This window comes from Mesobacillus maritimus (genome assembly GCF_019749255.1).
Classification (GTDB): Bacteria; Bacillota; Bacilli; order Bacillales; family Cytobacillaceae; genus Mesobacillus_B; species Mesobacillus_B maritimus_A.
Genome location: NZ_JACWFH010000006.1, coordinates 42,155 through 57,715 on the forward strand (window position 1 = coordinate 42,155; position 15,561 = coordinate 57,715).

A 15,561-nucleotide genomic window follows, 5' to 3' on the forward strand; every position below is an offset into this window, starting at 1 on the left:
AAAAAATGTCCCCAACATATGCTGGGAACATTTTTATGAATCTTTTATGAGATTGCAATTTCTTTTAAGTTTGGTGAAAGGATCAGTTTGGGTTCGGTTGCTTTTTGTACTTCTTCTGCGGTAAAGCCTGGGGCGATTTCTTTTAATACTAGGCCGTCCCTTGTTACTTCAATGACGGCCATGTCTGTAAAAATCGTGCTTACACAGTTAAGTGCTGTAACTGGGTAATCTAGCTTTTTCACAATCTTTGGCCCACCATCTTTATTGGTATGGGTCATTGCTACGTATACTGACTTTGCCCCAATCGCGATGTCCATTGCGCCGCCAATACCCCCAAGGCCCACATCTTTCACTTTCCAATTGGCTAAATCTCCGTTTTCGGAAACCTGCATGCCACCAAGGATCGCCACATCAATATGTTTGCCCCTTACCATTGCAAAAGAATCTGCCGAGTGCGAAAAACTTCCCCCTGGAACGAGGGTAACCGGTTCTTTCGATGCGTTCACCAAATCAGGATCCGCTTCGTGCGGCTCCGCCAATGACCCCATCCCCAAAACGCCTTGTTCACTATGATAAATATATTCACTTTCAGGAGAAACAAAGTTACTAACAAGCACCGGAATCCCAATTCCTAAATTGATGACATCGCCTTCGCGCAGCTCCTTGGCAATCCGCTTGGCAATTTGTTCTCTAGTTAACCTACGCTTATCCATTTTAAATCAACTCCTTTTCACAACACGTTGTACGAAAACGCCTGGTGTCACGATGGATTCTGGATCCAATTCGCCTACCTCAACAATTTCATCAACTTCAGCAATCGTAATTTTTCCTGCCATTGCCATAACTGGATTAAAGTTGCGACCTGATTTGTTATATACAAGATTTCCCCAACGATCGGCTTTTTTGGCTTTAATAAACGCAAAGTCGCCTTTTATTGCCTTTTCGAGAATACAAGGAATCCCATCAAATTCTTGTTCATCCTTGCCTTCAGCGATTTCGGTTCCAACCCCTGTGGGCGTGTAAAAAGCTTCAATTCCAGCGCCACCTGCACGGATTCGTTCGGCCAGTGTTCCTTGAGGAATCAGTTCCAAATCAACTTTTCCTTGATTAAATTTCTCTCTAAACACATAGCTGTCTTTTTGGACTGGAAAGGAGCAAAGCAATTTTGAAATCCGGTCATGCGCAATCAATTTTGCGATTCCTTCCTCATGATATCCTGGGTTGTTGCTAACAGCCGTAATTTCTTTCGCTCCCTGACGATACAAGGCATAAATGATTTCATAGGGCAACCCTGCCCCCCCAAAGCCCCCAAATAGGATCGTACTTCCATCCCATACGTCAGCAATTGCTTCTTCAGCAGAATTGAACACCTTATTGATCATTGTGTTTAAGCCCTCCATTCACAAAATACGAACCTACCGTCCTATGAAACGTTGAATCTAGCCTTTATAGTCAGTATGATTCTCGACATATTCAAATACTTGCTGTGCAACGGACTCTGTGCGGCCAGTTTCAATTTCTTCGGCGATATGACCGACTAACCCAACCGCTCTTGCCGCAACCGCAAATGACTTTACCAGTCGATAATCAATTTCCATATCCGATAAAATTGCCCCAATTGCGCCGGTAACATTTAGCGTAATTTCTTTCCCTTTTTGCTCGCAAAATTGTTTATGCATTTCTATCAAAAGCTGAGAATGTTTGTTTAGGAAGCCAAGTTCCTCAGCGATGGCAAAAAGTTTAGGAGTACGCGGATCGACGGGCTTGTGAATGTGATGACCAAACCCAGGCAGCTGCAAGCCTTGTTCTTTTCTTTCTTGGATGACAAGCCCCGCTAATTCTTCCGTAGAATACTCATTCCCATGCTTTTGATACGTTTTTTGGAGCATTTCAGCTACATACTCCATCGCGCCAAAATAAACCGACCCTGCCCCAAGAAGCCCTGCAGCAACTGCCGCTTGAATCGCTTCTGGTGCCCCTAAGTAGGTTAAGCGCGAAGAGAGTGAACTCGGTGTAAACCCATGCTCACAAATTGCAATTAACGTTGCATTTAGCATTTTTGATTCAGCTTCGGTCGGTTTTCTGTGTTTCACTCCTAAAAAAAGCATGTCCGCGAGCGTGATATTTCCAATTAAATCATCAGCTAAATTATAGCCATGGACATGAAGTTGTTCTCTTGTCGACCTGCCAATTTTCGTTTCAAATTGCATGAATCATTCCTCCTATATTAAGAAAACTACCTATCTATTCATTGAACAAACTATAAGATATCTTTCTAACTAATTTCTTACTAAAAAGCAGATATATCTTACAAAGTCTTGATTTTATGGGGTAAACTACTAGCTTTGCTGCTATTCCTAACTTGCTTGTTCATACTTTTGAGTGTAATCAAACTTTTAAAGAATATAGTTCACCCATGAATACCATTCGTGCCCTATCTCGGATATAAGTGGGAGTGTTTGAGCACCAATGAGGATGATGGACGCCCTATCTCAGTTTCAAGCGAGAGAGTTTGGGCACCAATGAAGGTGATTGACACCCTATCTTGGTTTCAAGCGAAAGAGTTTGGGCGCCAATGAAGTCGATTGACGTCCTATCTCGCTTTCAAGCGAAAGAGATTGGGCACCAATGAAGGTGTTTGATGCCCTATCTCGGTTTCAAGCGAGAGAGTTTGGGCACCAATGAAGAAGATTGACGCCCTTTCTCGGTTTCAAGCAGGGGCGTTTGGGCACCAATGCGTCAAAGCCCTATCTCCGTTGTAGTCCGTAGTGATCAATCACTATAATTAGATATAAACAAGGAGAATAAAAAGGATGGCAGCAACACGAGGCTAAAAAAACAGGAGAGGCTCTATGTTCAGCTCATCCCCCGAATGATAATTGTATCTACTAAACTTTCACATTTGGTTTTAACGACTTCTGCATTTGAACTAATTCTTGTGCTAAATTCCCGATTCGGTTGAGGATCTCATCATCTTCAATCAACCTATTTCCATTAAAATGCTCTCTTGTTAAATAAACCGAACTCGGTGCAACATAGGCCCGAAAATAACCGGCAATGGGCTTTAATTGATTTTCAATGACAAGATAATGTTGATAAGTCCCACCTGTCGCAATGAATCCCATCACTTTGTTTCGAAGCGTCGACACAGGCGTCAAGTCAATCAGATTCTTTAACGGTCCTGACAAGGAAGCATTAAAAATAGGAGTGGCAAATAAAAACACATCTCCTGAATTCATGATTTGAATCACTTTTTTCGTATCGCCAATATAGGTTTCCGGGTCACGCCCATCACAAAACTCGAGCTGATAATCTTTTAAATCAAGCAATTCTACCTCAACACCAGGATCTACCTTCTGTATCTCATTCAAAACTCGCATCACTACAGCACTCATTTTTTCACCAATAATCGTGCCAGAAATTCCAATGACTTTCATATTCATTCCTCCTTAAATCCGGAACCTTTTCTGTTCCCAAAGTCTTTAATAGCTGAATGAGTCCCTCTACAAATGAAAGGGACTCATTGGCTTTTCACACTATAAAGTAGCTTACATCACCCTAAACTTAAGTGACTTCTAACTTCGGTTATTTCGTCACAGGCGCCGCTTGAAGAAATCCCAACGTGGTAGCAAGTACAGCTTCAAGCTCCTCAGCCTGTGGATAGTGACCCGACTTTTCCATAATCGTTACCTTTGAGCCTGGAAGTTTTTTATGGAACTCATAAGCATAATCGACTGGAATGAGGGCATCTTTTTCTCCCCAAATAATGCAGGTGTTTGCAGTCACGCGGTGAATTCTTCGGCTTAAGCCTTTGTCAGGAATTCCCCACATAAACTTGGCTGCTTCCGCTGCAGCCGTATTTTGAGCTACAATAAAATCAACCTGCGCTTCATGCTCTTCTGGCATCGCATTAGCAAACGCTTGAGCGGCTGGGGAATTCAGATCCGCAAACAAGTGTTGGAATAGAACATCTGGAGTATTTAGCATCGTAAATACATCTTTTACTGGTGTTTCATCAAGCCAAAGGCCTGCAGCACAAACCAACACTAAATTTCTCACTCGGTTTGGATTGGTAGAAGCTAGTTCTGCTGCGACCATGCCACCAAAGGAATGCCCGATGACATCTACGGTTTCTAAACCTAAGGCATCAAACAGTTCATAATAATAAAGCACTAAGTCCCACCAATCACGAACCTCATCTTTTCCGACCGAGCCACCAGTACCAATATGGTATGGAGCATATACTTTATAATGTTGTGAGAGACGATCTAAATAGTCATCCCACTGGAGACCACCGGCACCATGAAGGTAAACAAGTGGCTTCCCTTCTCCCGCAACCAAAACCTTTGCTTCAATACAATCTCTTACTTTAACGGTTTTTAATTTTGGTGTAGACATCTTCCATTCCTCCTTTTTTATGCCTTTTGGACCGCTGGCGTTTGCTCGATTTTTGGCCAGTTTTGTACTTCATATTCATCTCCCCAAATATCACGAACATGTGGAATAACCTCTTCGCCCATTAAGCGGATATTTTTAAGCGCTAGTTCATGTGGCATCGAACCATGGTTTAATAGTGCAATGAAATGACCGACGTGAAGCTTTTTAATCGCTTTTCGAATTTGTTTGACAACGCTTTCAGGAGAGCCCGCAATGACATAGCCTTTTTCAACCATTTGTTCCCAAGACAAGCCTGCTCGTAATTTGGCTCCCGCACTTTCTGTTCCATACTGACTTTGCAAGCCAGCGCGAACGCTCTTTTCCGTACGGTACCCTGGAGCTTCAGTAAACTCAGGGGAAACATGGAAGCTCTTGTTAAAGAAATAGTTTACATGCTCTTCGTATTCTTCTTTTGCCTTTTCATCTGTTTCTGAAATACAAATCATTTGAACGAATCCTACTTTATATGGATTCATGTCCAAGCCAAGTTCTTTACGACGCTTCCAGAACTTATCAAATTTATCTTTCGCAAATTCATGTCCATAGAAGCTGAGATAGCTATATTGATAGTCATTTTCAGCAACCCAATCAAACGTCTCTTGGCTAGCTGCTCCGCCTGGAATCCAAACTGGTGGATGTGGATCTTGATATGGGCGAGTCCAAACGTTTACATATCGGTGTTGATTAAATTTGCCGTTAAAATGGAAGACTTCTCTTTCCTTCCATGCCTTCATAACTAAATCATGTGCCTCATAATAACGAGGTCTTAGTTCTGCTGGGTTCACACCATAGGCATAGTTCGTATCCATTGAGGTTCCAACTGGGAAACCTGCAATTAAACGTCCCCCGGTGATATTATCGAGCATCGCTAATTCTTCAGCGACACGGATAGGTGGATTATAGAGAGCTAAACTGTTTCCTAGAACGATAAGGGCAGTTTTCTCGGATTCTCTTACCTTTCTAGCCAAAGCCGCAGCAATGATGTTCGGAGAAGGCATCATTCCATAAGCATTCGCGTGATGTTCATTTACCCCAACACCATCAAAGCCTAGGTCAATTGCAAGCTCATATTGATCGATAAAATCATTGTACATTTCATGACCCTTCTCTGGATCGTAAAGACTATTTGGGATGGAAATGTATACACTCTTGTGCTTCTCGGTAAAATCTTCAGGCAAATCACGATACGACATTAAGTTCATGAATACAAATTTCATACTTTTCCCTCCAATTTTATGATTGTTTTTATTAGACACTTACAAGCAAATGCTTCCTCCCATTTCCAAGGTTAATGGAAATGAACGTAACTAAAGGACATCTCCCCTTTCATCCAACATTTGTTTCCGTGTTACGATCACTATAAAAGAACTACCTAACTACATCCTTACACAACGTTTTAGATAATCTTACAATTTACTCTTCTTTCATTTGATGATTATTATCCTATTGGTCTATCACCTATCCACTAGGATGACAAAATCTTACAATATCCTAACTAGTCTCTTGACAATTAAATAAATTGTACCTACTATTAATGGAGAATAAATTATTAAATATTCGCAATATTACTATTATTTATGTATCCGCTTACATTTTAAGGAGGGACAATATGCTATTTTTCGAGTCAAAGTTAAGCGTTCCGCATTATTCGCCTTATCTGATTCGTGATCGGTTATTTACCTATCTAAACGAACACCTAGATTGCTCTCTCATTTGTTTAATCAGTGAAGGCGGCTACGGGAAAACAACACTAGTCTCTAGCTTCATAAAGGAAAACAACTTACCAAGTGTATGGTACAAACTATCGCAAATGGATGGCAACCCTGCTGTTTTTCTGTCTTACTTTAAAACGTTAATAATGCGGAAAATATCAGGAAAAAAGGTCATTTGCGAAATTTCCGATGACGAGCTAGAAACAGAACTTGACAATTTAATTAGTATTTTAGCTTCATGGCCGGAACGGTTAATCATCGTCCTCGACGATTATCAAACCATCGACCAAAGTGAAGAAGTTGAACAAATGCTGACAAGCATCATTTCCCATGTCTCTCCATATGTAACCTTTATCATCACGAGTCGAATTCGTCCCAATCTAAAGTTAATCAATTTGAAATTAAAAAATAAATTAGCTTATCTGAGTACAAAAGAATTGAAATTTACACCAAATGAAATTCTGCAATACTTTTCTTCTTTGCACAAAATCAGCTTGCAACCGAAAGAAATTTATTTAATCCATTCTAAAACCGACGGATGGGCAGCTTGTTTACAGTTATTACAGGATTTAATGAAAGATATTGACACTTCGGATCGTTTGTCGTTTTGGATCAATTTCAAAGGCACAGAAGATATTTACAATTATTTAGGAGAAGAAATCCTAGCAAAACAAAGTGAAGAAATTAAATCTTTTCTTTATCAAACATGTATTATGTATGAACTCAGCTCAGATGTGATTGATACATACTTAGAACGCAACCATACGGAACAAGTGCTTGATCACCTTTTAAAGAACCATCTATTTATCTATCAGAATGAAAATGGGGATATTCGCTACTACAGCCTGTTTCGTGTCTTTCTCACCAATCAGTTAACCAAACGATTCAATCATGCTCAAATAAGAGAGTTTCATGAACAGCTTTCCAAAATATATGAAGACAAAAAAGACTTTTTTCATGCTTTTGCCCATGCCATGTCTAGTAATAATTTTCTTGTTGCAACGCAAATCATGGCAAAAATGAAAGAGTTTTATCCACCAGCAAAGTTTATTGACCTCATAGATTGGTTTTTCGAAGAAGTTTCCCCTCGATTACATACAGCAAGTATTAGTTTATTCCTTGTCAAATGCATCCCTTTGAATGTATTGGAAAAAATCATACCCGCAATGGAAAAGAACCTAACCAAATATGATGAACATGTAAACCCATTATCGATTGTTCATTATAAACATCAGCTTGCAGCCGCTTATTTTTACAACGGTGAAATAAGAAAAGCAGATCAGTTTTGTTCAGATTCCTTGAAAACGTCCTATAAAAATAAAGATCACGAAATGATTGCCATAAACCTATCGTTGCAATCTGTTATCTATTTTTATATGGGAAAATACGATCAAGCCTTACAGGCAGCACAAGAATCGTTGTCCTATCCAAAGCTAAGCAGTTTCTTTCATCCAAATCATATTTCTTCTTGGGTATTAGCTGAAGTCCATTTAATGCAGAACAAATTAGATAAAGCAAAAATTTTATTAGAAGAAACGCTTAAAATATCGAAACAACGGCATAACGCCTCCATTGTTTACCCTTACTGCTCAATGGGAAAATATTATCGTTTAATCGGGGATTATGAAAAGGCACTTGAATGGATTCATAAAGCGATGAAGATTGCAGAAGAATTTCAATTAGAATACGCGATGGCTTGGGTTTATAAAGAGTTAGCGATCACTTATATGGAAATGGAAGATTGGAAGAGCGCGGAACACTATTTATCGAAGGCCTATTCGTACGTCGTTCCCTCAACGTATTTGAAGTGTGAAGTTGCTAAGTTACAAGTTACTCTGTATACAAAATTAAGAAACCAAGACTTAGTCACAATGAAATTGCAGGAATTTCAAGAAACCAAAATAGAGAAACATTACGACTGGCTTTCTCCGCCTTCTCAGGATGTTGGTTCGGAGCAACAACCTGAAGAAGTTCAGGAGAGTGTAATAGTGGAACACCCTGTCTTGGTTAATGACAGCAATGATACGCACAACGAAACTATTAGAATCTTAACTTTAGGAAACTTTGAAATTATAGTGAATCAGAAACCTATTCATATTAAGCGCAAAGCAAGTTTACAACTATTACAATACTTAATTACCCATCAAGGAAGTAAAATAAACAAGGAAAATATCTTAGATGAGATTTTTCCCGGTGGGTTAATCGATTCAGCTAATAACCAATTCTACGTCGCACTCTCTTATTTAAGAAAGGCATTAGAGCCTAATTTACAAAAAGGGCCTTCCTCCTTGTATATTCAACGCGATGGCGAGCATTATTTCTTAAATGCGCAACATCTGTATCTTGATATCAATGAGTTTTCACATCTAGTTGATCCCAAAAATGCTTTTACTCCGATTGAACGGGTGAACAACCTAAAGAAAGCAGAAGTTTTATATAAGGGAGACTATTTCGAAGGCTATCCGTATAATATCTTTTTAGAATTAGAGCGAGAACGTTACCGAGTGCTTTATATTAATCTATTACAAGAACTGGCTGAGTACTACTGGGAAATGAACGATTTTCAAAATGGTCAAATGTATTATGACAAACTCCTAACAAAAGAACCCTATCAAGAGCCAATTTATGTGGATTATATCGAGAAACTCTTAAAAGCAAAAATGTTCCTCCATGCCAAAAGAGTCTCAAAGCATTACCAACAAATGATTGAAAAAGAACTTGGCATTCCAGTTGTAGAAAAAATTGAGGCGTTGTTTAATTCAAAATCATAAAAATGGGTGCCAGGCACTAACCAATTTTCTGGAAAGTGCCTGTCACCCGTTTTCTCTGTAATTATTTATTATTTTGATAATGCAATTTTTATATGGGCTAAGTGATGCTCTTCGTGCCAAGATAATTTTGCTACTTTTGTTGCAACTTTTATTTCACCGTTTTCCTGGTGCATAAAGGTTCGATCTACTTGTTCCTCTGTTAAACTTTTTCCTAAAGATACGATGCGCTCATTTATCCCTTCTAACATTTTAATAGAACTTTCTACAGGAAGCTTTGTATCCGGTTGAACAGCCCATTTTTCTTCATTAAAAGCTGGTACTGTTGGATTCTCATCTGTTAATGCTAGCTTCAAACGTTGATACATGTTCAACTGTGAATCAGCAATATGATGAACAAGTTGACGAACTGTCCAGCTACCATCACGATATGTTTTTCTTAATTCCTCCTCACTCAATAAGTCAACCGATTCTCTTAACCGAATCGTATAGCTCTCGATTTCCTTTAGCCATTCTTGGATATTTTCTAATGTTACTTTTTCAGGAACTTGTAGTTCCCCAATTGGGTATCTTACATCCATTTTCAATCCCCTTTTCCCCTATTTTTTAAGTCATTATATTTTAGCATGAACGTTTAATGATATTTAATTATATCACTTCACCTACATCGTCATTCAAAGCTTATTCATTTATGGCCCGATTCCAATCAAAAGTTAACCACCGCTCTTCAACTCTGCACCCTTAGCAAAAGGAGCGATTGCCTTATTGAAAAAAAGCTCCCCTTACTTCAAGTATGAAACTTCACAAACTATCACTTAATCATAAAAAAAAGAAGGACATTGTCATATCAAAATCCGTTATTCAAAAATTTATTGTTCGATAATATTTCTAACAAACAATTGCTTATTTGTATGAGCAAGTGTACTTACTATGGCTAGTAATAGCCCTGAAAGAACGAATACGACTCTAATCCCCAACATATCTGCTAGTAGTCCCATAACAAGAGAACCAACGCCAAACATTCCAGTTCCAATAGCACTTAATGAAGTGTAAACCGTTGACAATTGCTCTTTTGAAACGCTAGTTTGTATAACTGTTTGTTGTGGGATGTTTTTAATTTGTCCAAAAAGCCCTACACAGAGCGATAAAAGCAAAGCGATGATTGGAATGCTGTTTATGCTAAATAGGAATGTACCTAAGAAACTTAGGAATGAACCAACAAAAATAAAGGTTCCTAATTTTTTTTCAATAAATGAAGAAAATTTAATACAGTAAACACTTCCTAAAATTAACCCTAAAAAGAAGGCACCATTAATATTTCCCCACCATTTTTCATCAACGTTTAGTCCATCGTTGACAAACACATATAATATTGCAGCTATCCAAACCGTTCCTGCAATTGTTTCGAAAAAATCTATCCAAGCAATCCTTCTTAATACTGGAGTGTTAAATAAAGTTATCCAACCCTCTTTAATCTGTTCTAGTTTCCCTTTTGGCTCAGTTCTTTTTTGATTTACACTTTCTAAAAAACAGAGCAAAATGCTGGCAATTACGAACAAACCTCCCACTAACCAAACCAGTTGTTGTGGGCTCATAATAATTAGAAATAAACTTCCTATGAACCACATAGCTGCTTGTATAACCTGTGTAACAGTTTCTGCAATTCCATTTGCTTGAACTAAATGTTGAGGTTTGACGTAGTGTGGAATCAATGTCTGTCTTATTGGATTTGCACATCCATCAAGAAAAGCAATCCACCCAATTATTAAAAAGATTAAATAATAATTTGATGCGGTTATTCCAATTAACATAATGCCTAGAATAAAAAGGAAAATTGTTTTTCCAATTTGCGAACCAGCCATTAACCATTTAAGATTAACTCTCCCAGTTAAAAGAGGTGTGACCAGACTAGATAAAAACATTGAAGAAGTAATCGTAAATGGCACAAATGATGATGCGGTTGCAGAACCTGTTAATGCAAAAATCGTACTAATAACACTAACCATATATAATACATCGCCAATATTAGCGAGCGATTGACCCAATAGTAATAAAGAAAAGTTTTTATTCAATTTCATTTTATATCCCCCAATATTTGAATTGAATGTTGAATGTTGTCTGGATAGGGGAATTTTAAATTGGACTGTTCATTAAATTTTTACTCCTTTCATAGATCGGATAAATCTGGGGGATAGATTTATCACAAATTTTTAACATCATGTTTATTTGAATTTTAGCATAATTCATACGTATAATAACAATATATTTAAAATTCCTTAAACAACCCACTCTTGTTAATGTAAGATGCTCCTTTTGTTCAATAAAGAATTCAACAAAAAAGGTGGTTAATCCTTTTGGATCAACGCACCCGTTACTCTAAGTACATTTCTTCATAAACTCATATCTTAAACAAAAGCGGGTGACAGGCACCAACCAAAATCTGGAAAGTGCCTGTCACCCGTTTTCTTAGTGACGTGCAGTTAGCATTTTACGTCTTGTGTAGAATTCGACTCCGTCTGTACCGTTTGCATGAAGGTCTCCATAGAATGAGTTCTTCCATCCGGAGAATGGGAAGAAGGCCATCGGTGCTGGAACTCCGATGTTTACGCCAAGCATGCCCACTTCAATATTTTCTCTGAAATAGCGAACCGCTTTTGCGCTGTCTGTAAATAAGCAAGCGCCATTTCCAAAGTCCGACTGATTGGTTAATTCGATCGCTTCTTCTAAGCTGTCTACGCGAACAATCGAAAGAACTGGTGCAAAGATTTCTTCTTTCCAAATTCTCATTGAAGGATTCACATTGTCAAAGATAGTTGGTCCAATGAAGTAGCCCTCCTCATGGTACGCTTCATCTTTTCGGCCATCGCGAATGAGGGTCGCTCCTTCTTGTTCGCCAATTTCAATATAGTTTGCTGTTCTTTCCTTGTTTTCCTGGCGAATGACTGGGCCTAAGAAAACATCTTCATCCAAACCGTTTCCGATTGTGATTTCATTTGCTTTTTCGTTTAGCTTGGCGATTAACTGATCAGCTACATCCCCAACAGCAACTACGACAGAACATGCCATACATCTTTCTCCGGCAGAACCATAGCTAGCAGCAATGATTTCTTTTACAGATGCATCAAGGTCGGCATCTGGCATAACGATGGAATGGTTCTTTGCTCCTGCTAACGCTTGAACGCGCTTGCCATTTGCAGCTGCACTTTTATAAATATATTCAGCAACAGGTTGTGAGCCTACGAAAGAAATCGCCGGAACATCCTTGTGATCCAATAAACCGTTCACGATATCATGCGCGCCATGAACAATATTGAAGACTCCGTCTGGTAATCCTGCTTCTGTAAACAATTCTGCTAGACGATTGGCAAGGATTGGCGTACGTTCAGATGGCTTTAGTACAAATGTGTTACCACAAGCGATTGCAAGCGGGAACATCCAACAAGGCACCATCATTGGGAAGTTAAATGGCGTAATGCCACCAATGACCCCTACTGGATAACGGTACATGCCTGATTCGATATCTGTCGCAATATCAGGAAGTTGTTTTCCCATCATCAAGGATGGTGCACCTGCTGCGAATTCTACGCATTCAATTCCACGTTGAACTTCACCGTATGCCTCTTTGAAGCTTTTTCCATTTTCCTTGGTGATCAAGGTTGCCAGCTCATCCCAATTGTCGACTAATAATTGTTGATATTTAAATAGAATACGAGCGCGCTTTGGTACAGGTGTTTTGCTCCATGTTTTAAACGCTTCCTTTGCGACTTGTACCGCCTCATCTAAATCTTCACGCGTGGAGATTGGTACTCGTGCAAGCTCTTCTCCTGTTGCCGGATTTGGCACGATGTCATATTTTTCTGTTTGGGATTCAACCCATTTTCCATTTACAAAGTTCTTTAGTGTTTGAGTAGATGTTGTTGTCATTTTCATTTCCCCTCTCATTTGTTCAATTTCATAAAGTTATTAAAATATTAAAATATGGAATAGAGTAATACGGCCAGAGCCAATACAATTGTCGGCATAACCACGCTTAGAATGAAAATTGGACCATAAGAGCGTTTATGCGATTCTCCACAAATAGCGCGAATGGTTGTGACAACATAGCCATTATGTGGAAGTGAATCCAATCCACCCGATGCAAGTGCCGAAATTCGGTGCATGGCACCTGGATCTAACCCTTGTGCTAAATACAATGGTGACAAAATTGGCAAGGCAATTCCAAGGCCACCTGAAGCGGAACCAGTAATCCCGCATATAAGCGTAACTGCAATGGCCAAGCCCATTAATGGGGGTCCAGGAAGATTCACAAGACCATCGACCACTGTATTAAATGCACCTACTTGGGCCGCTACACTTCCAAAGCCTACAACTGCACAAGTATTTGCTGCAGCTATTAATGCATCTTGTGACCCTTTTGCCAAAGCGGACCAAAAATCCTGCAAAAATTTAAACATTAATACACAAGCCAAGAAAATTCCACTTGCTAATGAAATGAGTGCCGCACCTGTTGAAGAGGTGAAGTTTGAAATGGTATTCAACAGAACAATAACAGAAACGAGCGGTAGTATCGCAAAAAGGATATGCGGAAGCTCCTTTCCTTCTCCCTTCGGCCCCGGCTTTTGCGCTTCTAGTTCTTCCGCAAGCGCGGCTGCAGATTCATTTGAAGCAGGCTGATTTGGAAGCGAGAATGTTTCGCCATTTTGAACAGCCTTTTTAACCATTTTCCCTAACAAAATTCCGCCAACCACCATAATGATTAGAGCCATCAATACCCCAATGATTCCTCCAGCGGTAGGCTTCGTTCCAAAATATTCAGTTGGAATCAGGTTCTGGATTTCAGGAGAACCTGGCGCCGTCATCGTAAATGAGATGGACCCAAACACTAATGCGGCCGGAATAAAACGGTGCGGAAGATTTGCGACTCTGAATAAGGAAACCGCAATTGGATAAACAGCAAAGCCGACAACGAACAAGCTTACTCCGCCATAAGTCATCACGGCAGCTGCTGCTACAACGGCGAATACAGCTCGAGAAGGTCCGAGTGTATTTTTTACCCAGTTTGCAATGCTGTCCGCGGCTTTCGTTTCTTGCATAATTTTCCCGAAAATCGCACCTAATAGGAAAATTAAGAACCATGACTTGAAATACCCCGTAAATCCTGTCATATAGTGATCCGTCATAGCTGTTTCAAGATTTAAACCACCTGTCAATGCCACAAGAATCGCACTTATGATTGCCGCGACAATGATATTAATCCCCTTCATCGTTAAATACATTAATAGAATTAGTGAAGCGATCAGACCAAACATCCCTAACACATTGATTCCCCCGTTCCCTTAGCCAAGCCTTATATCACTTTTTCTTCTGTGCTGAATTGGTACGCATAACACTTGTGATAAAGTTCAACTAATTCAGTAAACGTTGGCACCTTTGGATTATTGCCTGGGCTTCCACTATCAATGGCGTCGAAGGCCATTTTCTCCACCACATTTTCAAACGCCTGTTGGTCAATTCCCCATCCCTTCAGATTTGGGATATTTAATTGAAGACAAAGGTTCTTAACTGATTGAACCGCCACTTCTGCCGCATCTTCATTGGAAAGGCTTTCATTCTTATGGTCGAAAATCCTTCCAATATCAGCTAAGCGATCGATACATGCCTCTTTACTAAATTCAAGCACTGCTGGTAGAAGCATGGCATTAGAGATACCATGCGGAACATGGAATAGTGCACCAATTGGTCTACTCATCCCATGAACTAGACAAACAGATGCATTGGTAAACGCCATTCCTGCTTGGTAAGAGCCTAGAGACATTGATTCACGGGCATCGACATTCTCTCCATCATTGTAAGCGGTTAACAAATTAGAGATAATGAGTTTCATCGCCGATAAAGCAAGTGTATCCGTCATAGGGTGCGCCTTTTTCGAAAGATATGCTTCAATCGCATGGCTCAGTGCATCTACCCCTGTGGCTGCTGTCACATTCTTTGGAGAAGAAAGCGTTAATAACGGATCCACAATGGCCACATCTGGCATAAAGGCAGGCTGTTTGATCATCATTTTTACATCATTCGATGTATTGGTAATGACCGTTACATCGGTTGCCTCCGAACCTGTTCCGGCAGTGGTTGGAATCGCTATGTGTGGGACCGGACTGTTTTCAGCAATCTTTTTCCCACCCATATAGTCGCCTATGTATCCATCGTTTGTCGCCAGGACTGCAATTGCCTTCGCGGTATCAAGGCAGCTTCCCCCACCAAGAGAAATGACTAGCTCACATTGCTCTCTTTTTAGGATATTTAATGCTTCCGCCACATACTGATCTGTTGGTTCAGAGTTCACTCCAAGATATACCTGACTCTGTACGCCTTCTTTTTGCAGTTGCTGCTGGCAATCCTTGACATAGCCAAGGCTTTCCATAATTTTGTCACTGATTATCAGCGCTTTTTTTCCCTTAAGTGCTGCTTCCATTCCTACATTTTGAAAGGCGTTTCGCCCATAGTAGGTTGTTTTTGGTGTTCGTAAAATTGCAAAATTCTCCACTGTGTATTCACCCCTTGTTTATTTGTCACTTTTCTTAGTTGCAAGAAGCGTGCCAACTTGAAAAAGGGATAAACTAGGCATTTTTTCAGTTTTGATGTGT

The 15,561-nt window shown here is 39.7% G+C and carries 12 protein-coding genes; 1 reads left to right on the plus strand and 11 read right to left on the minus strand.

Annotated elements, in window-relative coordinates:
- Positions 1–44: 44 nt before the first annotated feature.
- The 6 genes from H0185_RS02540 to H0185_RS02565 form a co-directional block, all read right to left on the minus strand.
- Positions 45–713, minus strand: a complete 669-nt coding sequence (locus H0185_RS02540) for a 3-oxoacid CoA-transferase subunit B (RefSeq protein ID WP_221870910.1) — start codon at positions 711–713, stop codon at positions 45–47.
- 6 nt (positions 714–719) lie between these two features.
- Positions 720–1,382, minus strand: a complete 663-nt coding sequence (locus H0185_RS02545) for a 3-oxoacid CoA-transferase subunit A (protein WP_221870912.1) — start codon at positions 1,380–1,382, stop codon at positions 720–722.
- Between the two features lie 57 nt (positions 1,383–1,439).
- Positions 1,440–2,210 carry a citryl-CoA lyase gene (locus H0185_RS02550; RefSeq protein WP_221870914.1) on the minus strand — a complete coding sequence of 257 codons (771 nt, stop codon included), beginning with the start codon at positions 2,208–2,210 and terminating at the stop codon, positions 1,440–1,442.
- 678 nt (positions 2,211–2,888) lie between these two features.
- Entirely contained in the window at positions 2,889–3,437 is a 549-nt protein-coding gene (locus H0185_RS02555; protein ID WP_221870916.1) for an NADPH-dependent FMN reductase, read from the minus strand.
- 148 nt (positions 3,438–3,585) lie between these two features.
- On the minus strand, positions 3,586–4,398 hold the full coding sequence (locus tag H0185_RS02560; RefSeq protein WP_221870918.1) for an alpha/beta fold hydrolase: 813 nt from the start codon (positions 4,396–4,398) through the stop codon (positions 3,586–3,588).
- Positions 4,399–4,415: 17 nt separating this feature from the next.
- Positions 4,416–5,654, minus strand: a complete 1,239-nt coding sequence (locus tag H0185_RS02565; protein WP_221870919.1) for an LLM class flavin-dependent oxidoreductase — start codon at positions 5,652–5,654, stop codon at positions 4,416–4,418.
- A 392-nt stretch (positions 5,655–6,046) separates the two neighbouring features.
- On the opposite strand from H0185_RS02565, the gene H0185_RS02570 reads away from it, so the two are divergent.
- Complete coding sequence (locus tag H0185_RS02570; protein ID WP_221870920.1) at positions 6,047–8,920, plus strand: tetratricopeptide repeat protein; 2,874 nt, start codon at positions 6,047–6,049, stop codon at positions 8,918–8,920.
- A gap of 68 nt (positions 8,921–8,988) precedes the next feature.
- Here H0185_RS02570 and H0185_RS02575 read toward each other — a convergent pair whose 3' ends face one another.
- The 5 genes from H0185_RS02575 to H0185_RS02595 all read right to left on the minus strand — a co-directional run bounded on the left by H0185_RS02575 (position 8,989) and on the right by H0185_RS02595 (position 15,461).
- Positions 8,989–9,498 (minus strand): YfiT family bacillithiol transferase, encoded by a 510-nt coding sequence (locus H0185_RS02575; protein WP_221870922.1) that lies wholly within the window; start codon positions 9,496–9,498, stop codon positions 8,989–8,991.
- A 288-nt stretch (positions 9,499–9,786) separates the two neighbouring features.
- Positions 9,787–10,995 (minus strand): MFS transporter, encoded by a 1,209-nt coding sequence (locus H0185_RS02580; protein WP_221870924.1) that lies wholly within the window; start codon positions 10,993–10,995, stop codon positions 9,787–9,789.
- 388 nt (positions 10,996–11,383) lie between these two features.
- Complete coding sequence (locus H0185_RS02585) at positions 11,384–12,841, minus strand: CoA-acylating methylmalonate-semialdehyde dehydrogenase (protein ID WP_221870926.1); 1,458 nt, start codon at positions 12,839–12,841, stop codon at positions 11,384–11,386.
- A 47-nt stretch (positions 12,842–12,888) separates the two neighbouring features.
- The gene (locus H0185_RS02590) at positions 12,889–14,235 is read right to left on the minus strand and encodes a GntP family permease (protein ID WP_221870928.1); all 1,347 of its coding nucleotides are present in this window, start codon (positions 14,233–14,235) and stop codon (positions 12,889–12,891) included.
- Positions 14,236–14,264: 29 nt separating this feature from the next.
- Positions 14,265–15,461 carry an iron-containing alcohol dehydrogenase gene (locus H0185_RS02595; RefSeq protein WP_221870930.1) on the minus strand — a complete coding sequence of 399 codons (1,197 nt, stop codon included), beginning with the start codon at positions 15,459–15,461 and terminating at the stop codon, positions 14,265–14,267.
- Positions 15,462–15,561: the final 100 nt, after the last annotated feature.

What these genes read in the sequence shown, in the direction of transcription:
- H0185_RS02545 (WP_221870912.1), bottom strand. Translation starts at nt 1,382, where the DNA reads ATGATCAATAAGGTGTTCAATTCTGCTGAAGAAGCAATTGCTGACGTA.
- H0185_RS02575 (WP_221870922.1), bottom strand. Translation starts at nt 9,498, where the DNA reads ATGGATGTAAGATACCCAATTGGGGAACTACAAGTTCCTGAAAAAGTA.
- H0185_RS02560 (WP_221870918.1), bottom strand. Translation starts at nt 4,398, where the DNA reads ATGTCTACACCAAAATTAAAAACCGTTAAAGTAAGAGATTGTATTGAA.
- H0185_RS02565 (WP_221870919.1), bottom strand. Translation starts at nt 5,654, where the DNA reads ATGAAATTTGTATTCATGAACTTAATGTCGTATCGTGATTTGCCTGAA.
- H0185_RS02540 (WP_221870910.1), bottom strand. Translation starts at nt 713, where the DNA reads ATGGATAAGCGTAGGTTAACTAGAGAACAAATTGCCAAGCGGATTGCC.
- H0185_RS02550 (WP_221870914.1), bottom strand. Translation starts at nt 2,210, where the DNA reads ATGCAATTTGAAACGAAAATTGGCAGGTCGACAAGAGAACAACTTCAT.
- H0185_RS02580 (WP_221870924.1), bottom strand. Translation starts at nt 10,995, where the DNA reads ATGAAATTGAATAAAAACTTTTCTTTATTACTATTGGGTCAATCGCTC.
- H0185_RS02555 (WP_221870916.1), bottom strand. Translation starts at nt 3,437, where the DNA reads ATGAAAGTCATTGGAATTTCTGGCACGATTATTGGTGAAAAAATGAGT.
- H0185_RS02570 (WP_221870920.1), top strand. Translation starts at nt 6,047, where the DNA reads ATGCTATTTTTCGAGTCAAAGTTAAGCGTTCCGCATTATTCGCCTTAT.
- H0185_RS02585 (WP_221870926.1), bottom strand. Translation starts at nt 12,841, where the DNA reads ATGACAACAACATCTACTCAAACACTAAAGAACTTTGTAAATGGAAAA.